This window comes from Streptomyces sp. NPDC034099, from assembly GCF_055575415.1.
The window spans coordinates 143,701-166,343 of sequence record NZ_JBVISR010000001.1; the positions used below are offsets into that span (position 1 = coordinate 143,701).

Here is a 22,643-nt window from a genome sequence, read left to right on the forward strand (position 1 = left end):
TTCGGCGTTCCCGGCGCGCGGGTGCCCGGTCAGGTGCGCTGGGGTTCGAAGTCCCAGAACGGGACGCGCCGGGCGCGGGCCGACAGGGTGCGGGGATGCCGGGGGCCGAGGACGGCGACCAGTCCCTCCAGGGCCTGGCTCTCCAGCGCGTCGGCCTGCCCACGCCGCCCCCGCACGCGCAGCTCGGCCGCGAGGGCCACCCCCGCGAAGAGCGTGAACGGATGGGTGGCGCCGAGGACGCGCGCCGCCGTGCCGGCCGTGTCCCGGCTCAGGGCGAGGGCCCGGTCCGCGTCTGAGGCGTCCGCGTGCAGGATCGCCGCGTTGAGCGCGCAGCCCAGCGTCCAGGGGTGGTCGTGCCCCACGGCGGCGTCCATGTCGGCCAGCGCGGCGTCGGCGAGGGCCGGTGCGCGGTCGCCCTCGCCCGCCCGGTGCAGCAGCAGGGCGTGGTTGGCGCGGGCCCCCGCCGCGTAGGGATGGCCGGCGGTGAGCGTCTCCTCGTAGCGGCCGACGACGCGCTCGCTCAGCTCACGGGCCAGGTCGAGGTCGCCGTGCTCCCGGGCGAGGCAGCTCCGGCTCGCGATGAGCATCAGCACCAGGGGATCGCTGTCGCCGAGCACCCGCTCCGCCAGCTCCAGCGCCCGGCCGACGTGGTGTGCCGCCTCGTCGGTGTCGCCCACGGCGTAGCGGCACAGCGCGAGGTTGTGCGCGGCGAGCAGGGTCAGCCGGTTGTGGGCGCCCAGCGTCTCGCGCACCAGCCGCCGGTTGGCGTCCTGTCTCGACAGGGCCTCCGCGTAACGGCCGAGCAGCCGGAGGTCGACGGCGCAGCTGGTCTCCGAGCCCAGCGTCCACGGGTGCCGGTCGCCGAGCACCCGGCGGCGCTCCCGGAGGGTGGGCAGATCGACGTTCAGGGCGTCCTCGTAGCGGCCCAGCAGCCGCAGTGAGACGCCCACGTTGTTCTGTGCGTTCAGGGTGCGGGTGTCCTGGTCGCCGAGGAGTTCGCGGTACGTGCCGTGCACCCGCCGCGAGATCTCCAGTGCCTCCGCGTAGTGCCCGAGGCCGCGCAGGTCCGCGGCCAGTCCGCCGAGGGCCCGCAGCAGGACGGGGTCGCGTTCCCCGCGCTGCGCGCTCAGGTGCCGGACGGCCGCCCGCTCGATCTCCATCGTCCGGTGGAAGTCGCCGGCCGCGCGCAGCAGGTTGGCGTAGTGGTGGGCCAGCTCCCAGACGAGGGGGTGCTGGTCACCGAGGAGCGAACGCCAGATCCGCGTGGCGTGGCCGCCGAGCCGGACGCCCGCTCCGTACTCGCCCGACAGGTACAGGTAGCGCAGGCAGTCGAGGACGAGCGTCTGCACGGCCTCGTCGGTGGTCGCGAGGACATCGGCGTACTTGAGGTGCGGCACGATCTCGGCGTACCTGGGCCACTGTTCGGGGGCCGAGGGCCGGCCGCGGTCCGCCGCCGCCAGCGCCCGCCGTACGACGTCGACGAGTTCGCGCCGGACCTCTTCCGGCATGGCCTTGTGCGCCATCTGGTGGACGGCCCGGTGCACGTACAGGTTCTCGCGCTCCGGTTCCTCCGGGTCCGGCTCCACCCGGACGACGGAGTGCCGTCGCAGGTGACCGACGGCCCGGTCCCACAGCCGGGGGTCGGTCAGCAGGCCGGCCACGGAGTCGGGCAGCCCGTCGTGCGGCATGCTCCTCAGCAGGTGGACGGGGACGAGGCCGGGGGCGAAGAAGCTGCACAGCCGGAGCAGGACGACGGACTCGGGCGCGGTCTCGCGGAGCTCGGCCAGGAGGATCGACCAGGCCGTCCGGAAGGCCGGCGGGAAGTCCTCCGACACGTTCCGCGCGTCGCCGTCGGTGCCGTCCGCCAGCAGGGCCAGGTACTCGTCCACCGAGCGGTCCGAGTCGCTCAGCCAGCCCACCGTCTGGGCGAGCAGCAGCGGCAGGTCGCCGAGCGCCTCGGCGAGCCGGTCGGCCTCGGCCGGGGTCGGGCCGGACGCGCGGCGGCGGATGAACGCGATCGACTCGTCACGGGTGTACACGGGCACTTCCAGCAGCCCGCCGCCGTAGCGGCCCCACTCCGGGTTCCGCGAGGTGACGAGGACGTGCCCCGGGCCCGTCGGCACCAGGTTCTCGATCTCCTCGGGCTCGTCGGCACCGTCCAGGACCAGCAGCCACCGGGAGTACGGCTCGCCGCGGCGCAGCGCGTCCCGCACCGCGCGCAGCCGTTCGCCGTACTCCTGACCGGTCCGCAGGCCCAGTCGGGGGGCGAGTTCGGCCAGCTGACGGCGGCAGTCGGCCCGGTCCCGCGCGTTGACCCACCACACCACGTCGTACTCGGGGCCGAGCCGGTGCGCGTACTCGGCGGCGAGCTGCGTCTTGCCCACCCCGGACATGCCGTGCAGCGTCAGCATCCCCGTGTCCAGCCCCGGACCGCCCAGCAGGTCGTGCATCTCGTCCAGCAGTGCCTCACGGCCGGTGAACCGGGTGTTGCGGCGCGGTACGGCCCCCCACACGCCCGGCGGGTCCGCCGGGAACCGCGGCCCGGCCGGGGCCCGCGCCGTGTCCTCCGTCACCGGCTCGGACGGCAGGCCGAGCCGGTCCAGCAGACGCCGCTCGGCTTCCTCGGCCCGCAGGCCGTGCAGTGCGGCGGGCGCCAGCAGGGAGACCTCCGACGGAAGCGCGGCCCCGGTGACCGACACGGCCGCGAACCGGGACGGGTCGGGGGCGACGACCTCGCGCAGGGCCGCGTTCCACTCCTCGGGCGGGTGTGTGCCGTGGCCGAAGTAGGGGGCGTCCAGGACCAGCAGGACGCGTCCGGGCGCGAGGGTCAGGTCGCGCAGCAGGGCCGCCGGTGGGACATCGGCCGGGGAGCCCCGGCGCAGCGGCGCCACCCGCACCCCGCGCCGCTCCAGCCGGTCCCGGATCCAGGCCGCCCAGGCCCGGTCGAGTCCGGCGAAGCTGATCGTGACCGTCCGCCGGTCCGGGTCGGGTCGCACGGTGGCCGGGCGCCGGTGCCGCGGGGGCACCCGTGGGACGGACGGCGGCGTGGGTCCGCCCGGGAGCCGTACCGCCGCGTCGGCGGTGGCCGGGCGTATCTCGCAGCGCAGTTCCGCCTTGCGGACCGGCACGCCCCACTGGTTGCTGACGGTCAGCCAGAGCGAGGCGGGTCCGTGGTCCGTGCCCGCGGAGACCCGGAACCGCGCGGGTCCGTAGGTGCCGCCGAAGCGGTGCAGGACGAGGTTCGGTTCGCCCAGGGCGGAGCAGTCGAAGTGCGGGGCGCCGTCCAGGGTGACGGTGAAGGTGAACTCCTCCTCGGAGTAGGGCCACTGGGCCGGTGTGCCGTCCGGGGAGGGAAGGGGGCCGCGCAGGTCGACGGTGACGAGGTAGTCGCCCCCCGCCTCCGCCTGCCGGGGCCACGCGACGACGGGCTCGATCAGCAGCGGTTGCCCGGACGGCCGTCCGGCGGCGCTCACCGGCCGCCTCCCTGCTCGGTGCCGAGCGCGTCCACCGCGGTGAGCCGCAGCGCCGTCCTCGGATGCCCGTAGTAGTGGAACATGAACGCGTACAGGAGCCGCAGGACCCGTTTCTGGCCCACGACGTCGACCTGTCCGTCATCGTTGCGGACCCGCGGCATCTGGGCCAGGGGGCCGAACTCCTCCAGGGCCCGCACCCGGAAGGCCCGCAGCGTCCGCACCACCGGGCGGCGCGGGTGTTGGGCGACCTCGCGCACCAGGCGCCGCGCCATCGCCCGCGCCTCCAGGTCGCCGACCTTCCCGGCGCTGACGATGCAGCCGCCCGCGCCCTTGCGCAGGAAGAGCTCCGCGAATCCGCGCAACGCCTCCTCCCCCTGGGCCCGGTTGTCGACGAACCGGCCGGAGTCGCAGGCGTTGAGGCAGACCAGCGAGCCGTCCCGGCGCAGCACCGACATCGGCTCGCCGTTCAGCTCGGCCCAGGTGCGGTCGCCGAGCGTGAGGCCCGGCACGGCGTCGCCGTAGGTGCCGTGACAGCCCAGGTAGACCAGTCCGGTTCGGTCGTCCTGGGTGTCGAGGTCGCTGAGGAAGGGGGTCATGCGCCGGTGCAGCCGGTGCGCGTACGACGTGAAGAGACGGCCGTCGTCCGCCATGTCCTGGTGGAGGTAGCCGAGCACCCGGCCGTGGCAGTCGCCGGAGTCGGCGGGCAGCCCGCCCTGGCTCGGATCGCGCACGGTGGTCCAGCGGGCGACGGCGATCAACGCGCCCAGCGGGCCGCCCGCCAGGCCCAGCGCGGCGTCCCCGGGGAGCAGGAGCAGCTCCCAGGGCAGGTCGTACCCGGTGTCGTCCCACACGACCAGGTGCAGGCCGTCGCCGTGCCGGGCGCGGATCCGGTTGATCCAGTGGGCGAGTTCGTACTGGTTCTCCGACCACAGGAGAATGCCCCGCAGCACCTCCGAGGGGTAGTGCCCGTCGCCGTCCTGCCGCAGCCGGGCGAGGCTGACGGCGGGAGCGGGGCGGCGGGTGGGCCCGGCCGCGCAGGTCACCGTCAGGTCGCCGCACCAGCCCTGCAGCCGGTAGCCCGGCCGTCCGTCGGCCCCGTCGGCGCGCAGGACGCGCAGCACGGCGAAGCCGTCCTCCAGGCGCGCGCCGGGCCGTGCGTCGGTTCCGCCGAGCCCGGCGGGCGGCTCCTGCGCGCGCCGCAGGTTCGACACCGACGCGGTGGGGCGGCGGGCCACCGCCTTCAGCCCCGGCAGGGCCGCACGGAGCCCGGCGGTGCCGTTGCCCGGGAGTCTGCGGGGCCCACGGCGCGGCTCACTCACCGGCGGCCTCCGCCCCGGGCCCGTGGCGGCCGTCGACGACGATCGCCCCGAGCCGGTCGGCGAGGACGTACGGCAGGTCGCCGTACGGTTCCCGGCCCGGGTCGACGACCGCCACGTGCAGCCGCGTCCGGTCCATGGCTCCGATCCGGGCGGCGGCCTCCACCGCGTCCTCGACCCCCGTGGCGGCCACCTCCCCCGTGGGCCGTCCGGTGTGGCTGACCCGCAGCGGGACGTTGCCGCGGCCGTCGGTCACGACCACCAGCCACGCCTCCGTCGGTCCGGTCCCCTGGCGGCGGAACAGCCGGCGCAGCGCCTGCGCCGCGAGTTCGACGCCGTGGGCGAGCGGCGTCGCCCGGCCGGCCCGCCGGTACAGCGCTCCCGGCACCCGGGGGTCGAGGACGCTGCGGGCGGTGAAGGTCCCCGCGCGCAGTTCGTCGGCCGCGTCCGCCGCGCCGACCTCGATCACCTGGACCGTGGCCCGGCTCGTGTACGCCCACTGCAGGAAGGGGGCGAGGACCTCCTGCCAGTCTCCGTCCCCGGCCCCGCTCCGGCAGGTGTGGTCCAGCAGCAGCATCAGCACCCGCTCGGGGGCGGCGGCGCGCACGTTGCTGTGCAGGTCGACGGGCGAGACGGTGAACCGTTCGGTGCGCCGGGCGCGTTGGTGCACGGCGGCCTCGCGCACCGTGCGGACGTGAGCGATGTCCCGCAGGTCCGTGGCCCGGCGGGTGCCGATCACGGTGCCCCGGGTGGAGACGGGCCCGGTGGTGCGCCGTCGGGGACCGCGCAGCGGCACGGTGTCCCGCACCGCGGCCGGTTCGTCCTCCGGGTACGGGTTTCCCGCGGCCGGGGAGGGTGGGGCGCCGGGTGCGGTGCCGATTCCCTCGGCGGGTCCGGTGTCCAGCAGCCCCCGGTCGCCGTCACGCGTCCGGGGCCCGCGGTGCCCGCCGGCACCCCGACGTTCCGGGAGGGTGCCGGGCGGGCCCGCCGGCCCCGGTACCGGATCGGGCGGCTCCGGATCGCTGTCCGGGCGGTCCGGGGCGCTCCGCGGCACGGCCACGCCGATGAGCCGGGCCGCGGCGTCGCTGTGCTCGGCGGAGGCCGAGGGGCGGCCGTCCAGCGCCGCGAGGGTACGGGCGAGCCGCACGAGGGCCAGCTCCCGGCGGACCCCGGCGCCGGGCCCGAGCAGCTCCCGCGCCCGGCCGATCGCCGCGTCGTCGACGGGCACCGGGCGGATGCCTCGGTGTGCCGCCGAACGCCAGGCGGCCGGGAGCCCCGCGAACAGCGCCTCCCGTGCCTCACCCGCCTCCGGTTCCGCGAGTGCCTCGCCCGGACCGGGCAGCCGCAGCCCCGCCACCGACAGCCGTACGGCGAACCGGTCCAGCAGGTGCCGGCTCACCCGCGCCACGTCGGCGCCGCGGCAGGCGGCCAGCCAGCGGGCCCGGGGCCGGACCGTCCGGCGCGGTCCACCGCGTTCGACGGTCACGACGTCGGCACCGAGCAGTTGCACCGCGGCGCGCATCCCGGCGACGCCCGTCCGCGCGAGGTCGGGCACCACGACCAACGGCGGCACCCCGTCGGCGTCGTCCCCCTCGGCCAGGGGGCCGGGCTCGGTGCGGACGGTGATGCCGTGCTCGCCGCCGCGGATCCTGGTGCGGGTCCACAGGTCCTCGTCCCGGTCCGCGGCGCCCAGCACGAGCGGCGGGCGCGCCGGTCCGTCGGCTCCGGCGAGCACGGCGCCGAACAGCCGGGCGACCGGATCGACCAGCCGGGGGTCCAGGTCGAGGAGCAGCACCCCGGAGAGGGCGGGCTCGGCCGCCGCGCAGACCAGGGCGAGGCCCAGCCGGTGCGCCGGATCGTCGTACGGGACGGCTGCCATCTCGGTCAGGCCTCGAAGAGGTCCTGGAGGCGGGCCTCGTCGTCCGGCTCCCAGTCGAAGGTGTCGCCGTGCACCGCTTCGGGCCGCCGGTGCCGCAGGGCCATCGGCAGGACCTGCCGCAGATGCCCGGGGGTCACCCGGTCCGCGCCCTCCAGGGCGGCCAGTGCCCGGGCCGCCAGCACGGCCACGATCTCCCCCCGCTGGCCCACCGCCTCGGTCCGTTCCGCGGCCCGGGCGCACAGCTCCAGGACCTGGTCGGGGACGTCGACGTCGCCGACCCTGCGCCGGGCCGCCGTCAGCCGGTCCCGGGTGCGCGTGTCGTCCCGCCGTGCGGCGGACAGCCAGGCGGAGTCCTCGCGTTCCAGCTCCTGCTCGAAGTCGAGCACCGTGCGCAGCAGCAGGTGCCGGGCGGTCGCGTCCAGCGTCTCGGCGGTGACCATCAGTCCGAAGCGGTCGAGCAGCTGGGGGCGCAGCCCGCCCTCTTCGGGGTTCATGGTGCCGACCAGCCCGAACGACAGGTACTTGGCGGTGTCCAGTCCCTCGCGCTGCACGGACAGGACACCGGTGGCGGCGACGTCCAGGATGATGTCGACGAGGTGGTCGTCGAGGAGGTTGACCTCGTCGACGTAGAGCAGCCCCTTGTCCGCCGCGTCCTCCAGCAGCCCGGGTTGCGGCCGGGGCTCGCCGCGGACGAGCGCCTCCAGGTCCCAGCCGCCGACGACGCGGTCGTCGGTCGCGTTGATGGGCAGGGTGACCGGCAGCTCGCCGTGGGCCATCAGAGCGAAGGCCCGCACGAGGGTCGACTTGGCCGTGCCGCGCGGTCCGGCCATGAGCACACCGCCGATGCGCGGGACGACGTGGTGGAGCTCCAGCGCCAGCTTGAGTTCCTCCTGGGCCACGACGCGGGAGTACGGCAGGATGCGCGGGCCCGGCACGGCGCGGTTCACGAACCGGCTCCGTCAGCGGTGCCGGGCCCCTGGCCGTCGGGGGCGGGAGCCGGGTCCGGGGCCGGGGCGGTCTGCCAGCGGAGCGTGATCTGCAGCTGGGCCTCGGCCCCGCTCTTGACGAGGGTGGCCACCCCGGCGTCGATCTTGATCGCGAGCTGCATCTCGATCTCGTCCGGCCGCAGCCCCTCCGGCAGCTCGCCGAAGCGCCGTACGGCCTGGGCGGCGCACCTGCGGGCGAGGTCCAGTCCGTCGGTGTAGACGTCCCGTGCCACCCGGACGACCCGCTGTCCGGCGCCGTCCCGGGTCACCTCGCCTCCGTAGACGAGGTCGAGCCCGTCGACGACGGACGGGTCGACCTGTGCGTCGACCTCGACCGGTATGGGCCCGTCCGCGCCCGCCGGCACGGGTCCCCATAAGATCACCACACGCTCCCCCTGGCCCAACTGGTGTGTGTTACAGGTGTGTTGAGTGGACCCGTGTTCTTCCCCGGGGCGCTGGGGGTTATGCGCCCCGGGAGGGTCGGGCGTGGCTGTTGGCCGCCGTGCCGACAGCCGTCAGGTGATCTGAGGTTCGAAGTCCCAGTAGGGACGGTTGCGGGAGCGGGCCGAGAGGGTGTGCGTGTGCTTGGTCCCCAGTGTCGCGTCCAGGTCGGACAGCGCCTCCTGCTCGACCTTCTCCGCCTGCCGGCGGTCCCGCAGGCCGCGCAGGTCCGCCGCGTACGCGATCCGGGTGGACAGCGTGAGCGGGTGGGTACGACCGAGCGACTCGATGGCCCGCGCCGCCGTGTCCCGGCTGAGTTCGGCGGCCCCCTCGGTGTCGCCCACCAGGTTCCGCAGCGCGGAGGCGTTCAGGGCGCAGCCGAGTGTCCAGGGGTGGTTCTCACCGACGGCCTGCGTCATCTCGGCCAGCGCCTGCTCGACGAGGACGTGGCCGTGCTCGCGCTCGCCGACGTTGCGCAGGATCAGGGCCTGGTTGGCACGGGACCCGGCGATGAACGGGTGCCCCTCGGCGAGCATCATCTCGTAGCGCGCGACCACGGCCTCGCTGACTTCACGCGCCTGGTCGATGTCGCCGTGCTCGCGGGCGTAGCAGCTCTGGCCCGTCGCGAAGATCAGCGTGAGCGGGTGGCTCTCGCCGAGGACACGCTCACCGCGCTCCAGGACACTCGCGAGCATCGGGCCCGGCTCCTCACCACGAGGGACCTGTTCACCGGTGCGGTACCGGCACAGCGCGAGGTTGTACTCCGCCTTGAGGGTCTGCGGATTGTCGGGGCCCATCACGAGGCGGTTCTCGCGGACGTTCTTCACCTGGATGGACTCCGCCTCGGAGTAGCGGCCCAACAGGCGCAGGTCAACGGCGTAGTTGATCTCCGAACTGAGCGCCCACGGATGGCGCGCACGCAGTAGCAGACGGCGCGCCTCCATGGTGCGCCGGTCCGCTTCCAGCGTTTCCCCGTAGCGGCCGAGCAGGCGCAGCGAGGTGGCCAGGTTGTTCTGCGCGTTCAGGGTCCTGGAGTCCTGGTCGCCGAGGAGTTCGCGGTAGGCCGCCAGGACCCATTGGGAGAGTTCCAGGGCCTCGTCGTAGCGGGCCAGGCCGCGCAGGTCGCCGCCCAGGCCCGCGGCGGCGCGCAGGTGGTCCAGGTCCTGCGGTCCGCGTTCCTCCCTGAGGTGCTCGACGGCGTCGCGGCTGAGGGACTCGGTGCGGGCGTAGTCGCCCATGGCGCGCAGCAGGTTGGTGTAGTGGTAGGTCAGCTCCCAGATCCGCGCGTGGGTCGGACCCAGGAGGCGGCGCCAGGCGGTGAGGGCGCGCTCGCCGAGTTTGATGCCGGCCCGGTACTCGCCGGAGAAGTACATGTAGCGCAGGCAGTTCAGGACCATGCGCTGGACCTTCGCGTCCTTGCTCTTGAGGACGTCCGCGTACTTGAGGTGCGGCACGATCTCGGCGTAGCCGGGCCACAGCCGGGTCTCGGTCGGGCGTCCCGGGTCGGCGGCCGCGAGGGCCCGCCGTACGACGTCGATGAACTCGCTCCGGTCGGTGTCCGGCATGTCCTTGTGCACGATCTGGTGGACCATGCGGTGCAGGTAGAGCGACTCCCCGGCGGAGACCGGTTCGTCCAGGGACGCCTCGTGGGACTCCAGCCGGACCACCGAGTAGGTGCGCAGCTGGTTGACCGCCTTGTTCCACAGCAGCGGGTCGTTGAGCAGTCCGGCGAGCTGCTCGGGCAGCTCGTCGACGGGCATCTCCTTCAGCAGGCGTACGGGGATGAAACCCGGCGCGAAGAAGGTGCACAGGCGCAGGAGGTCGACGGACTCCGGGACGGTCTCGCGGAGTTTGTTCAGCAGTATCGACCAGGCGGTCTGGAAGGCCAGCGGGAAGTCCGCCGACACCTTCACCACATCGCTGTCGATACCGCCCTCCAGCAGGGCGATGTACTCGTCGACCGACAGGTCGGAGTCGTTCAGCCAGCCCGCCGTCTGGTCGAGCAGCAGCGGCAGGTCGCCCAGCGCCTCCGCCAGTTGGTCGGCGTCCGCCTCCGACAGGCGGGGGGCGCGGCGGCGGATGAACGCCACCGACTCGTCGCGGGGATAGACCCGGACTTCGAGCAGCTTGCTGTTGTGCTCGCTCCACTCGGGGTTCCGCGAGGTGACGATGACGTGTCCGGGGCCGGTCGGCAGCAGGTCCCAGATCTGTTCCGGCTCGTCCGCCCCGTCGAGGACCAGCAGCCACCTCGAGTACGGCTCCCCGCGGCGGAGCGCGTCGCGTACGGCACGCAGCCGCTCGCCGTACTCCTGACCGGTCCGCAGGTTGAGTTTCGGTGCCAGCTCGGCCAGTTGCCGCCGGTAGGTGACGCGCTTCTCGGCGTTCACCCACCAGACCACGTCGTACTCCGAACCGAACCGGTGCGCGTACTCGGCCGCGAACTGGGTCTTGCCCACACCGGACATGCCGTGCAGGGTCAGCACGCCGGCGCCGGGGTCGGCGCTCTGCAGGAGGTGGTAGGCCTCGTTGAACAGCGGCTCGCGGCCGGTGAAGCGGGTGTTGCGCCGTGGCACCACGCCCCACACGTCCGGCATCGCCGCCGGGAACCGCGGCCCGCGCCGTTGCTCCGCCGGGGACTCGGCGGGCGCCTCGGGCGACAGGTCGAGCCGGTCGAGCAGGCGGCGCTCCGCCTCCTCGGCGCCCATGTTGGTCAGGGCGACCGGTGCCAGTACGGCCGCGGCGGCCGGGACCGCCGCCGTGGTGACCGACACGGCGGCGAAACGGGACGGGTCGGGGGCGACGATCTCGCGCAGGGCCGCGTTCCACTCCTCGTGGGTGCGCGGTCCGAGCTGGAAGTACCACTCGCTGACGATGATGAGGACCCGGCCCTCGGCGAGCGTCAGGTCGCGCAGCAGGTCCACCAGCGGGACATCGGCCGGGGAGTCCCAGCGCAGCGGCACCACCCGTACGCCACGCCGCTCCAGCCGGTCCCCGATCCAGGCCGCCCAGGCCCGGTTGAAGCCTGCGAAGTGGATCGTGACCGTCTGCCTGGCGGTCCCCCTCTCGGCCGTCTCGACCGGTTTGCGAGCTCCAGACATGCAGTGGCCTCCAGCACGTAGTACCGCAAAATCCTAGGACTCCGGAGCGTCGCGCGTAAGTCCGCCGACCGACGGCAACACCCCCTGTACGGACGATCTTTCCGTACCCGGACCGCGGTGCGTGGGCATTCATCCGTTAGAGGGCGGGAGCGCGGATGCGTGACGCCGGGTCCACAGTGCGCGCGCGGAGGCCACGTACGCCTGTGCGCGTGCGACGTGGCCCCTGGGTGCGGGGTGTTCGGCCATCCGTTCGTGGGCGGCGGCCATTTCGTCGACGAACCGGCGCCCTCGCACCGTGAGGTCGGGCGAGCCGACGAGGGCGGGCAGGGCGGCTCCGACCTGGGCGCGGTAGCGCGCGTGCTGGGCCCACGCCCAGTCCCGGTCCGGCAGCCCACTGACGAGCGCCCGGCGCTGGTAGAACGCGGCCATCGCGAGGTGGGAGTACGTGCCCTGGAGCAGACCGTCGTAGGGCCGGGGATCGGTGCGCCAGGGGGCGAAGTACCGCGCCTCGGGACCGGCCCGGTGCAGCGTCACCAGGTCGCTGAGGGCCGCGAGCTTGGCGTGCTGCAGTTCGTGGACGAGGGTGGCGGCGAGCGTCACGGAGTCGGGCGGGGTGCTGCTGAGGAGGGCGCCGAACGCCTCACGGCGCGTGGCGCTGCAACTGCCGCGGCCGGTGCCGACATCGGGCGGCGTCTCCAGCGGGACGAGGCAGCGCAGCAGCGCGTCCGCCTCGGTGAGGCGCTGCCGCCCGCCCGAGCGGAGCGCGAGGGCCGTGCCGGACCAGGCCTGGAGCCACCGCTTGCGTTCCGCGTCGTCGAGTGCGAGCGGGGTGCGCAGGTTCCCGTGGCCGGGTCCGTCGGGCAGTTCGCGGTACGGGTCGAGGTCGTCCAGCGGCAGCGGCGGGGCGGTCGGGGTGAGGCCGGGGAGGGCGTGCGCGGGCGTCCAGGCGAGGGCGCCGGACCAGGCGCCGACGCCGCTCTCCAGGTGGACGGTCACGTCGGGGGCGTCGGCCTGACGCAGGACCAGTCGGCCCTCGGTGCAGGTGACGTCGACGGGTACGTCCCCGGACCGTGCGGTGTGCAGGACGCCGAGCGACGGGAGGGCGAGGACCCCGGCGCGGGCCGTGAGCCGGGTGCTGAAGGGGATGCCCGCCCCGGCCGCGACGACCGCGGCGATCGCGCTGAAGTGCGCGAGGTCGCGCCGCAGCCGCCGCGCCCGCTCTCCGTCCGCCGGGCCGGGGGCGGCGTCGAGGCCGCGCAGACAGGAGCGTGCCCAGGGTCCGGTGAGCGGGTGGAAGAGGCGGGCCCGCGCCGGGTTGGCGAACGGCGCGCGGGCGGCGGAGGGGGACGCGCCGGCCCCGGCGCGGGTCAGGGCGTCTGCGGCGACGCGGGCACCCCGTGCGCCGGGCGGAGCGTCGGCGGCGACGCGGGCACCCCGTGCGCCGGGCAGGGCATCGGCGGCAGTGGGGGTAGTTCGCGAGCCGTGCGGGGCATCTTGGGCGCCGCCCGTTGTCGCGTGGCCGGGCCGGCGCTCCGGGCCCGGCGCGTCCGCCGCCGGGAGCCGGTCCGCCTCGGTCAGCAGCGCCCAGTCCTCGCGCAGTCTCGCCTTCTGCGCGGCGGTGCAGACGGACCGCTCGGCCGCTTCGGCCGCGTCGAGCACGGCTCGCAGCAGCAGCAACCGCCGCGTGTCCTGGTCCCGCACGAGGAGCGCCAGGGTGTCGGGTCCGCCCTCGGTGCGGGCGAGTTCGAGAAGGGCCCGTTCGGGGACCACCGGAAACATCACGAAGCGCCCCCTCCGGCCGCGACCGGCCAGGTCGAAGCCGAAGCGGCCGAGGCGTGGCCAGCCGAACCCCCCGCACCGGCCGAAGCCGGGCCTGCCGAACTGCCCGAGCCGGTCGCCGCGGGGCCGGTCGCGGACGGACCTGCCGACGGCGGACCGGCCACGGACGAGCCGGTCGCGGCCGGACCGGCCACAGACGGACCGGCGACAGACGAGCCGGTCACGGACGGGCCGGGCGCGGACGAACCAACCGCGGCCGAACCGGCCGACGCCGAACCGGCCGCAGATGAGCCGGCCGCGGACGAACCGCCCACGGACGAGCCGCCCGAGGCCCCTGCGCTCGCGGCGGCGGTGAGACGCGAGGACACATGGCGGATGAAGCGCTGGAGGTCCGCGCAGTACACGGAGGGGTTCCGGAAGCCGTGCCCGGCGCGGTAGCGGTGCGCGTAGTGCCCGCCTCCGCACACCCGCAGCAGCGGGCAGGCCCGGCACTGCCCCGCGAGCGACGCGGTGCCCGCCTGCCGGGCGGCCACGCCCGGGTGCCGCAGCGCCTCGTCGAACGAATGACGGAACACGTCGAGGCCGGTCCGCGCGGCGCCGGGATAGGCCGACTTGAGCGAGTCGACCTGCTCGATCGACCCGTCGGTCTCCACCACGACCGCGTCGAACGGCGCGAGCCCCAGCGCCTCGGTGGCCGCGGGCAGACCCAGCAGGAGCGCCACGCACTCCTCGAAGAGCCGCACCCGGACCTCACGCCGCCCGGCGGCCCACCAGCGGTCGAAGACGGCGCACAGCCAGTCGCCGTACCGCACGCCGGTCAGGCCCGGCGGCGGCGCCGACCAGTTGCCGTGCGGCAGCAGGAGGTCCAGCGCGGGCGGGCGCAGGTCGAGCAGCGACTCGTACGTCTCGACCGGGTCCAGCGTCGGGTCGACGACGGTCAGCAGACCCGCGTACGCCTCCGGGAAACGCTCGGCGACCAGACGGGCCCCCCGTGCCGCGGCGGGCCAGGACGGACGGCCCGCGTGGTCCACCCGGCGTCGGTTGTGGGCGGCGGCGCCTCCGTCGAGGCTGATGCCGACACGGACGCCGGCGTCGGCCAGTACGGCGAGGCGCTTCTCGGTGAGCAGGGTGGCGTTGGTCTGCACGGTGGCGTGGATCTGACACCCCGGCGGGACCAGCTCCCGCACCCGCCCGGCGACCGCGGCGAGCGGCCCGGCCCCCGCGAGCAGCGGTTCGCCTCCGTGCAGCACCAGGGCGAGGTCACGCAGCGCGTGCCGGGCGGCGTGCTCGGCGATGCGGGTGGCGGTGCGCTCCAGGACGGCGGCGGAGGCGGCGGCGGGGCGGTCGCGCCAACTGCTGTCGGGACCTTCGTAGAGGTAGCAGTAGGTGCACGCGAGGTTGCAGCGGCCGTGCATCTTGACGATGAACTGGCGGAAGGGAAAGGGGCCTTCGGGACCGCTCCGCGGACCCGGAACGACGGGAGCCGGGCCGGTCATGGCCTGTTCCGACACTCCAGCACCCCCCATGCCGTAACGATCCGGCCGGTGCCGCCGCGAGTCGGCGCCACGGCCCCGTGCCGCACGGAGCCGCATTCCCGGCGCGGCGGGTGCCCGAAACTCGACGCCGCAGAAGTTGTCCTGTTCACATGTCTTCAGGCCCCAGGATGACCGCGGCCACTGGTCAGAAGGAGTTGTCGAAACCCCACAGCATCTCGCTCGGCTCCGCCGCCCGCGCCCTCAGTTCGCCCAGCACCTCGCGCAGCACCGGGTGATCGAGGGTGCCCAGCTGTGCGAGGTCCAGTTCCAGCAGGTCCGGCAGTGGCTCCCCGGCATCCGGAAGCACCTGCTCCGCCCCGGCCCCGTCCTGTGTGTCCATGTCCGTTCCTCTCCTCCGCTCCGCTGCCCCGCTGCCCCTTCGGGCCAGGTCTGAGGCCTCCCGCGTCCGGCTTTCCTGCCTCCGCCCTCACTCCAGGTCGGCGAGCCGCTGCGCCGTCTGCCGCGCGGTCGGTTCCCCCGTGGCCAGACGGTCGTCCGGCAACCGGTCCCACTGCGCCCGCGCCGCCGCGTAGGCGTCCCGGGCCGCGCGGGGCCGGACGGCCGCCTCGAAGGACATACCCCGCCAGTGGTGCGCCTGTGCGGCGAGTTCCACGGCCTCCTGGCGCCGGCGCTCCGTTTCGGCCTCCTCCTCCGCCCGGCGGGCCGACTCGGCGGCCGCCCGGAAGGCGTCCACCGCCACGTCCAGGCGCGCCGCGCGGCCGAGACTCTGGAACGCCTCGAACTGGGCCTGCCCCAGCTCCAGTCGGCAGCGCGCCGCCAGCAACGGGTCCTCCGCGTCGGCCGCGGCGAGCCCGAAGAGATGCTCCGCCTCCCTGAGATCGACCCGGTCGCCGCGCGCCTGGTACCGGAGCATGAGCGCCTGTCCGAGGAGCAGCAGCCGGTGGGCGACCCGCCGGCTGCCCGCCGGGGTCTCCATCCGGCAGTCCCGCAGCACTCGGATCGCTCCGGACACCTGCTCCTGACGCCGGTGGGCGGGCTCCAGGGCGGCCAGCCGGAGCAGTACGCTCCCCCACTCGGCGAGCACGTCCGCGTGCGCGGGCGCGTCCCGGGACATCCAGTGCGCCGCCTGCGCGAAACGGTCGGCGGCCCCGTGCAGTTCGGGCGGCTCCCCCGACTCGGCGTAGCGTGCGACCGCCACCCGCCCCGCGCGGACCAGCAACGCCGCGCGCTGGGCCTGCTCGCGTACGCGGCCGAGGGCCTCGTCGGTCCGGGCCTGGGCCTCGTCCAGCGGGCCGCCCGCCGCCAGCAGCGCGTCGACCAGGTCGATGAGCACCCGCACCCGGTCACGGACGGCCTCGGCGGTGTCCTGTTCCGGACCGGCCTCCAGTCCGCGGCGCAGCGACCGCGCCGACTGCTCCGCGTACAGCCGGACCTGCACCGGGTCCGCCGTCACCTCGGCCAGACGCAGCAGGGTGCGGCCGTGGGCCAGCAGCAGTTCGGAGGGGCGGTCGCTCCGGTCGGGCCAGGCGTCGGCGAACGCCTCCAGCATGCCGACGGCACTCTGCAGGAGAGCGCTGTCGCCGCCCAGGCGCCACTGGGTCTCCAGGGAGGCGACCCGTTCCAGGGTGAGCCGCAGCGCCTCCTCCTCGTCCAGGCCGGGTGCCGCGCACGCGACCGCGTACTCCCGGTCGGCGCGGCGCAGCAGGTCGAGCGCGCCGGACCGGTCTCCGCGCCGTCGCGCGTCGGTGGCGGCGGCGTGCAGCACGCGCGCGAGGACGGCGCGTTCGCGCAGGGCGTGCGGGGGCGCGGCGGCCCGCTCGGCGGCCCGGGTGGCCTCCTTCAGCAGCGCGGCACCGCCCTGCACCTCCCACAGCCGCAGGGTGCAGCGCGCGTACTCGCCCCACAGCTCGGGGTCGGCGCCGGCGGGCCGTTCCTGCTCGGTGGCGCCGCGCAGCAGCTGTACGGCGTCGATGAGGTCCTGGACCATGCCCTCGCCGTCGAACCGGGAGAGCAGGGCGCGCGCCCGGACGACCGCCCGGTGCGTGGGCCGCTCCGCGGTGATCCGCGGGCCGGTCCGGCTGTCGTACGTCGCGAACTGCTCGGGCAACGGCATGAACCGCTCCAGGATCCGGGCGGCGACCTCCGCGAAGGGCTGCGGGACCGGGGCGGCCCCGCCGTCGCCGCCGTTCTCGCCCGGGTACCCGGGTTCGGCGCCGGAGGTGTGCGGGTGCGGGTGTCCGGGACCGTCGTCGCCGAGCTGGGCGAGCGCGAGCGCCGGGAAGTTGGGGCCGCCCTTGCCGAAGTGCTGCTCGATGTACTCCGAGCAGTGCTTGAGCACCAGCATGGCCTCGTCCCGCCCGAGCCGGGACAGCAGGGCCTCGCGTATCTCGGGGTCGATGTCGTACCACTGGGAGCCGTCCTCGCCGTGGTCCGCGCGGGCCCGGGTGACCAGGCCGCCGACGAGTACCTCGGCGAGTTCGGACGGGCCGGACCCGGGCAGCATCGTCCGCTGGACCAGCTGCATCACCGGGAGGCAGAGCGGGGTCGCCGCGAGATAGACGGCCAGGCGCGCGGCGGCCGGAGACGCTCCGGCGCTGAACCTGCTGACCCGTTCCAACGGCGTGCGGCGGCGGGCCGGGCGGGCCGCCGGGGCGGCCGGCTGGTCGGCACGCACCCAGCCCACGGCGCCCGGGACCGGCCCGGAGCCCGACAGCAGGCGCGCCCACGAACCGAGGGCCACGGGCTCCGGCGGCAGTACGGGGACGGCCAGCGCGCCCCGGCGGGCCTCGGTGGAGGTGCCGGAGGTGGTGCGCACCCGCAGCGCGGCGCCGCCGCCCAGGGTGTCACCGCGCGAGAGGCCACCGAAGGTGACGGGCAGCCGGGTGCGGTTCCACATGCGCTGCGGCAGCGGCTGGAGCACGGCGACGGGGCCCTGCCGGGACAGGTGGTGGAGCAGCCGGTGGGCGTGGCCGCTGTGCCACAGCGGGCCGGCGCAGTCGCTGACCAGGACGACGATCCGGCGTCCGGTCGGATCGCTGAGCCGGTCGGCGGCGTGCAGCGGCGCACCGTGCGGGTCGGCGCTGCGGCTGACGGCCGGGCCCCCGTCCGGCCCTTGGTGCAGGTGGCTGACCTGGACGTCCGAGAAGGCTCCCAGCCGGCTGAAGATCTGGGCCAGTTCGGCGAACAGCCGGCCCCACACGCGCATCGAGGTGGAGGCGTCGAGCACCAGTTGCAGCCGGGCGTCGCCGCGGGACAGGTACCGGCGGACGGGCAGGATCAGTCCGCCGGCCCGGGCGCTCGTCTCCGCGGTGCCGACCTCGTCGAGTTCGGACCGCAGCGGTGTGGCCGGGCTCCGGTAGCCCTGCAAGGGGCGCAGGGCTCGCTGGAGTTCGAGCGGCGCGGGCAGCACGGGGGCGGCGGGCACGCCCACCGGCAGCGCGCCGGCCCGGCCGGCTCCGCGCACCCCGGGTCCTTGGCCGGGGGGCGGCGGGTAGAGGGCCACGCGCCGGGCGGGCGGAGCGTCGGGGGGCTCGGGCGCGGGCGGCCGGGTGTCGTCCGGCAGCACCACGGGCCGGGCGGACGGGCGGGCCGCCGGGGGCGCGGAGGGGGCACCGGGGTCGGGCGGAGCGTCCGCGGCGTCGGCGGACCGGGTCCACCGGGCCAGCCAGAGCGCGTCGCAGAGCTGCTCGGCGTCCGGGTCCAGGCCGATCTCCCGCAGCCTCAGGACGAGTCGGGCGAGCGGGTCGTCGGCGGGCACGTCGGTGCGCCCTGTTTCGGAACCCTCGGCGCCGGGGGCGCCGTGGTGGCCGGGACCGTGACGCGCCGTCTCGTCGGGCATCGCGTCACCTCGGGCGATCGAGCCGCTGGATGAGCAGGTCGGCCAGGCGGTCGCGGCTGGGCGTGGCGGCGGCGTCGGTGAGGTAGATCGCGTTGAGCAACTGGTCCGTCGCCAGCAGCTCGCTGCGGGACCGCTCCAGGAACCGGGTGACGAGGTCGTCGCCCGCGCGGGCCGCCTCGTCGCCCAGGTGGGCCCGTACGAAGGTGGCGAGCCGGTTGTGGTCGGGGCGGCCGAGCTCCAGGTGGATGCAGCGCCGCATCAGCGGGGCCGGGAAGTCGCGTTCGCCGTTGCTGGTGAGCACCACGAACGGGAAGGCGCGGCAGCGCACGCGGCCGTCGCGCACCGGCACTTTCACGCCGTCCGCGGTGAGCACCTCGGCCGTGCGGTCCGGCAGCCGGTCCGCGATGCGTTCCAGCTCGGGGATGGCGAACTCGCCCTCCTCCAGGACGTTCAGGAGGTCGTTGGGCAGGTCGATGTCGCTCTTGTCCAGCTCGTCGATGAGCAGGACACGCGGCTTGTCGGAGGGCAGCAGGGCGGTGCCGAGGGGGCCGAGCCGGATGTAGCCGCCGATACCGTCGACCGCGCCCGGCGTCCCGGACCCGGGGCCGTTGTCCGCCTGCGCGGCGATCTGCACGTCCTGCAGGCGCGCGATGGCGTCGTAGTGGTACAGGCCGTCCTGGAGTTCGGAGCGGCTGACGATGGACCAGCGCAGTACGTTGCCCAGGCCCAGTTCGTACGCCACCGAGTGGGCCAGGGTGCTCTTGCCCGCGCCGGGGCTGCCGGTGACCAGGAGCGGCCGGCGCAGGTACAGCGCGGCGTTGATCATCTCGAGTTCCTCGGCGCCCGGCCGGTGCAGTTCGGCCAGGTGCCGGTGGGCGCCGAGCCTGCGGTCCTGGGACCCGTCGCCGGAGCCCGCCGCGTCCCGGCTGGTGAAGTCCCGCCACGGAGGCGGGTCGGGAAGCCGGTCGAGGCCGTCGTGGGGTTCGCCGGCGCCCCGGTAGATGAGCCACTCGCTGGATTCGGTCATGATCCAATCCTCGTCGTCACTCGTCCGGGGGCGCTGTCGTCGTGGGGGCGTCCATCACGGTATCGATCCTGAACGGGACTGGTAAGAGGCACATCACCCAACGGGTCCCTTGGCAAAGGGACTTGAAACACCGGGGCGCATGATCGACCCGGGCACGCGCGGGCCGCGGTCACGGTGCCTCCAGCAGGTCGCCCGCGCCGGGCAGGGGCTGGTGCGGATCGTCGTACAGCAGCGCTATGCCGTGGGCCCAGAAGGTCTCGGGCCGTCCCGATCGCAGTCTGAAGCGCAGGTCGCGCACGGCCTCGGGCAACCGGTGGGCGCCGGTCGGGCCCGCGATCTGGTCCAGGGTGCCGCGGTGGAACTCGCCGCAGACCGTCTCGGGCAGCACATGCCGACGGCGCCACAGCGCCACGCCGAAACCGCCGCGCACGAGCCGGGCGAGCGCCTCCGTGTCGGCCTCGCGGCCGTGGCCGTCGAAGCGGCACAGCACCGGGACCGTGCCGTGCGACAGGCCCCGCAACTCCTCGACGGGCGGCACCGGTTTGCGCAGGCCGTCGTCGCAGTCGAGGACCGCGGCCGTCACCGGGTGTGCGTGCAGCCAGCGCCAGCGGGCCCTGCGTTCCTCGTCGATGTCCAGCCGGTAGTCACCGTCCAAGGCGGCCGCGGACTGCTCGCCGCCTCCGCCGGTCCCGTGCCTCCCGCCGATTCCGCAGCTTTCCCCGGGCTCGCCGTACTCCGCGTACTCGGCCTGCTCGGCGTTCTCTGTCAGCTGGTCGCGGTCGGAGCAGCGCAGGACGACCGGGCGCTGGGTGCCGAGCCGCTCGTCCTCGGGGCCGAGCTTCCATTCGTCCACGTCGAGTGCCAGCAGCGAGTGCTCCGTCGCCACCTGCAGGACCGCCGGCCGGCCCGGCGTGTCGCACTGCCGGAACGCCTCCTTGAGCGGTGCGGACAGATGGGTGGCGAGGTCGGCGAGCGGGACTCGCTGGACCTCCTTGAGGCGCTTCGCCTCTCCGTCGGAGCGCACGACGAAGACCGACCAGTCGCAGCGGTCCGGCTCCCAGCCCCGCCGCACGATCTCGACCAGCACGGACGACTGTCCGGTCGCGGCCCGTCCCCGATCACCGGCGGACAGCGCGGTCCGCCGGGCGCCCACCACCGGGGCGGGCCTGCGCGCCTCCATCCTGGCCTTCCGCCGTTGGACGAGGGCGGTCCGGCGGCCGGGGCCGAGCCGCTGGGCAGCCTGCCACACCCCGGCCCACAGGGCCTCCTCGGCGGCCGGCGTACTGGGCGCGAGGAACGGGCGGTCGGCGGTCATGGCGTGCACCGCGTAGTCGAGCACCAGGTAGAGGGCGCCGTCGTCGCGCGCGTACTCGTACAGGGCACCGAGTCCGTCCCGCCAGCCGCGCGGGGCGGGCAGCGGAGCGGGGGCCTCGAAGTCCTGCAGCGAGTCGAGGAGGTCCAGCAGGTCACGGGTGCTGGCCGGGGGCGGCAGGTCCGCGAGACGGCCGAGCAACTGGACGCGCTCGTCGGGGCTCAGCGTCTGACCGGGCCGGGCGCCGAGCCGGCTCTGCACGTCGGCCCAGGTGTGACGGCGCGCGTCCGGATGGCGCTGCCGGTCACGGTGGTACCGGTCGTGGGCGTGCACCACCGCCTGGTACAGATCGTCTGCTTCCGCCTTCAGCTCCCCGGCGGGCACGGGCAGCGTCCGCAGTTGTTCGAGCCCGGTGGACGTGCCCCCGCGCGCGTGGTCGGAGCGCGACTTCAGTACGCCGATGACCTCGCCGCGCTCCGGATCGATCACGGGGCCGCCGGAGACACCGTCCGGCAGGTCGTTGTCCCCGAGCCGCATCTGGACGTCCGTGGTCCAGCCGCCGATGGTGCCCTGCACGGTGAGGGTGCCGTCGAGCAGGCTCAGCCGCCCGTCGACCACCGTCCAACCCGCGTACAGGACCTTGCCCTCGCCGAAGTAGGCCGCGGGGCGCTCGGAGAGGTACACGCACTCGTGGTCGACCGGCTCGCTCAACCGCACCAGCGCGAGGTCGGGGGCGGGCCAGTTGCCGGGCACGGGTCCGAACCCTTCGGGCAGCGCCGCCGCCACGTGGCCAGAGACCGCGGACATGCCGCGGCCCGGTGCGGGCTCGTACACCACCACGACCTCGCCCCCCTCACCGCCGCATGCCACGTGTGCGCAGGTCAGAACCCAGCTCGGCGCGACGAAGTAGCCGCTGCCGAGGAACGTCCCGGGTTCGTCGAGGGCATACCCGGCGTCCGGCCGATGAATGCGAACGGTCGCCGCCATGACGAGGCCACGCAGCGCACGGCGGGCCGCGTCGTGGGCCCCCGGTGCGCCGGGGGCGCGTCCGTGCGTCACGCCCCGCTCCCGGAAGCGGCGTCACCGGTCCCACCGTGCCCCGGAGCGCGGGCGGACGCGTCCGCGCCGGCGCCGGGGGGCTCACCACCCGGGGCGCGGGCGTCGGGCGCGGGCGGGGCCGGCGGGCCGCCGTGCCAGGTGAGGGTGACCGAGATGCCCGCCTTGGCCTCACCGTCGGCGAGCAGGCCCACGACCTTGCCGGCCTTGGCCGTCAGCTCGATGCCGAACTGGACGCTCACCTCGTCCGGCCGCACCGCGCGCAACGGTTCCGCCAGCGAGTGCGCGACACCGGTCACGAGCGCGTTCAGACTCTCGACGCTCGCCTCGATCCGCTCGCCGAAGCCGGTGTCGCTGAACGACAGCTGCCCGGAGGGCACCGGCAGCTCCGCCGCGCCCGAGATCCGGGCCCAGACCGGTGTTCCGTCCGGCAGCACGATGCGCGTGACGCGCGTCGCTTCCTCTCCCATGCGATTCCCCCGTCCCCGCGCCCCCTCGACGGCCCCGGAAGGCACGGCCCTGTGGACGCCTATCCTTGTGCTGTCTCTTCACAACCGACGGACAGACCCCATCTCTCCACCCCGCAGGCACAGGTTTCTTCCCGCACGGGAGGCTCTCAACCCTGCAAAGACCCGACGGAGCACGATCCATGTACTTCACCGACCGCGGCATCGAGGAGCTGGCGAAGCGGCGCGGCGAGGAGGAGATCACCTTCGAGTGGCTCGCCGAGCAGCTGCGCACGTTCGTCGACCTGAACCCGGACTTCGAAGTACCGGTGGAGCGCCTGGCCACGTGGCTGGCACGGCTGGACGACGAGGACGAGGACGAGGACGAGTAGGACACCGGGAGACGAGGACGGGCAGGGGCGCACGGGCGCCGAGAGGAGCACGTAGGCACGGCCGGCCCTCGGGGCGCCTCGGCGGCACGGCGGGGCCCGCCGGA

At 75.0% G+C, this 22,643-nt stretch carries 13 protein-coding genes and 1 pseudogene; 1 reads left to right on the forward strand and 13 read right to left on the reverse strand.

Going from position 1 to position 22,643, the window contains the following annotated elements; all coding sequences use genetic code 11:
* Window positions 1-29: 29 nt before the first annotated feature.
* The 13 genes and pseudogenes from fxsT (ACZ56V_RS00665) to ACZ56V_RS00725 all read right to left on the reverse strand — a co-directional run bounded on the left by fxsT (ACZ56V_RS00665) (window position 30) and on the right by ACZ56V_RS00725 (window position 22,171).
* Window positions 30-3,473 (reverse strand): FxSxx-COOH system tetratricopeptide repeat protein, encoded by a 3,444-nt coding sequence (fxsT, locus tag ACZ56V_RS00665; RefSeq protein ID WP_468938134.1) that lies wholly within the window; start codon window positions 3,471-3,473, stop codon window positions 30-32.
* The gene (locus ACZ56V_RS00670) at window positions 3,470-4,792 is read right to left on the reverse strand and encodes a CHAT domain-containing protein (protein WP_467381660.1); all 1,323 of its coding nucleotides are present in this window, start codon (window positions 4,790-4,792) and stop codon (window positions 3,470-3,472) included. The genes fxsT (ACZ56V_RS00665) and ACZ56V_RS00670 overlap by 4 nt, the downstream gene beginning before the upstream one ends.
* The gene (locus tag ACZ56V_RS00675) at window positions 4,785-6,668 is read right to left on the reverse strand and encodes a magnesium chelatase (protein WP_468938137.1); all 1,884 of its coding nucleotides are present in this window, start codon (window positions 6,666-6,668) and stop codon (window positions 4,785-4,787) included. The genes ACZ56V_RS00670 and ACZ56V_RS00675 overlap by 8 nt, the downstream gene beginning before the upstream one ends.
* A 5-nt stretch (window positions 6,669-6,673) precedes the next feature.
* Window positions 6,674-7,615 (reverse strand): AAA family ATPase, encoded by a 942-nt coding sequence (locus ACZ56V_RS00680; RefSeq protein WP_467381662.1) that lies wholly within the window; start codon window positions 7,613-7,615, stop codon window positions 6,674-6,676.
* Complete coding sequence (locus ACZ56V_RS00685; RefSeq protein WP_398913020.1) at window positions 7,612-8,037, reverse strand: CU044_2847 family protein; 426 nt, start codon at window positions 8,035-8,037, stop codon at window positions 7,612-7,614. Before ACZ56V_RS00685 ends, ACZ56V_RS00680 begins: the two co-directional genes overlap by 4 nt.
* A gap of 132 nt (window positions 8,038-8,169) precedes the next feature.
* Window positions 8,170-11,193: an FxSxx-COOH system tetratricopeptide repeat protein gene (gene fxsT / locus ACZ56V_RS00690; protein ID WP_468938141.1), complete on the reverse strand. Its 3,024-nt coding sequence runs from the start codon at window positions 11,191-11,193 to the stop codon at window positions 8,170-8,172.
* 129 nt (window positions 11,194-11,322) lie between these two features.
* Window positions 11,323-12,972, reverse strand: a complete 1,650-nt coding sequence (locus ACZ56V_RS00695; RefSeq protein WP_468938143.1) for an aKG-HExxH-type peptide beta-hydroxylase — start codon at window positions 12,970-12,972, stop codon at window positions 11,323-11,325.
* Between the two features lie 332 nt (window positions 12,973-13,304).
* A pseudogene (locus tag ACZ56V_RS00700) lies at window positions 13,305-14,468 on the reverse strand (FxsB family cyclophane-forming radical SAM/SPASM peptide maturase); the annotation flags it as partial.
* A 184-nt stretch (window positions 14,469-14,652) separates the two neighbouring features.
* Window positions 14,653-14,847, reverse strand: coding sequence for an FxSxx-COOH cyclophane-containing RiPP peptide (gene fxsA / locus ACZ56V_RS00705; RefSeq protein ID WP_398913023.1), 195 nt, complete (start codon window positions 14,845-14,847; stop codon window positions 14,653-14,655).
* Between the two features lie 87 nt (window positions 14,848-14,934).
* Window positions 14,935-18,225 (reverse strand): SAV_2336 N-terminal domain-related protein, encoded by a 3,291-nt coding sequence (locus ACZ56V_RS00710; RefSeq protein WP_468939329.1) that lies wholly within the window; start codon window positions 18,223-18,225, stop codon window positions 14,935-14,937.
* Window positions 18,226-18,310: 85 nt separating this feature from the next.
* Window positions 18,311-19,333, reverse strand: coding sequence for an AAA family ATPase (locus tag ACZ56V_RS00715; RefSeq protein WP_356360411.1), 1,023 nt, complete (start codon window positions 19,331-19,333; stop codon window positions 18,311-18,313).
* A gap of 169 nt (window positions 19,334-19,502) precedes the next feature.
* Window positions 19,503-21,704: a VMAP-C domain-containing protein gene (locus ACZ56V_RS00720; RefSeq protein ID WP_468938148.1), complete on the reverse strand. Its 2,202-nt coding sequence runs from the start codon at window positions 21,702-21,704 to the stop codon at window positions 19,503-19,505.
* Window positions 21,701-22,171: a CU044_2847 family protein gene (locus ACZ56V_RS00725; protein WP_467381669.1), complete on the reverse strand. Its 471-nt coding sequence runs from the start codon at window positions 22,169-22,171 to the stop codon at window positions 21,701-21,703. Before ACZ56V_RS00725 ends, ACZ56V_RS00720 begins: the two co-directional genes overlap by 4 nt.
* Before the next feature lie 179 nt (window positions 22,172-22,350).
* On the opposite strand from ACZ56V_RS00725, the gene ACZ56V_RS00730 reads away from it, so the two are divergent.
* Window positions 22,351-22,539 carry a DUF6104 family protein gene (locus ACZ56V_RS00730; RefSeq protein WP_468938152.1) on the forward strand — a complete coding sequence of 63 codons (189 nt, stop codon included), beginning with the start codon at window positions 22,351-22,353 and terminating at the stop codon, window positions 22,537-22,539.
* The last annotated feature ends 104 nt before the right edge of the window (window positions 22,540-22,643 follow it).

Excerpts from the sequence above, each read along its gene's own strand:
- ACZ56V_RS00675 (WP_468938137.1), bottom strand. The coding sequence starts at position 6,668 with ATGGCAGCCGTCCCGTACGACGATCCGGCGCACCGGCTGGGCCTCGCC.
- fxsT (WP_468938141.1), bottom strand. The coding sequence starts at position 11,193 with ATGTCTGGAGCTCGCAAACCGGTCGAGACGGCCGAGAGGGGGACCGCC.
- ACZ56V_RS00695 (WP_468938143.1), bottom strand. The coding sequence starts at position 12,972 with ATGTTTCCGGTGGTCCCCGAACGGGCCCTTCTCGAACTCGCCCGCACC.
- fxsA (WP_398913023.1), bottom strand. The coding sequence starts at position 14,847 with ATGGACACACAGGACGGGGCCGGGGCGGAGCAGGTGCTTCCGGATGCC.
- ACZ56V_RS00715 (WP_356360411.1), bottom strand. The coding sequence starts at position 19,333 with ATGACCGAATCCAGCGAGTGGCTCATCTACCGGGGCGCCGGCGAACCC.
- ACZ56V_RS00725 (WP_467381669.1), bottom strand. The coding sequence starts at position 22,171 with ATGGGAGAGGAAGCGACGCGCGTCACGCGCATCGTGCTGCCGGACGGA.
- ACZ56V_RS00730 (WP_468938152.1), top strand. The coding sequence starts at position 22,351 with ATGTACTTCACCGACCGCGGCATCGAGGAGCTGGCGAAGCGGCGCGGC.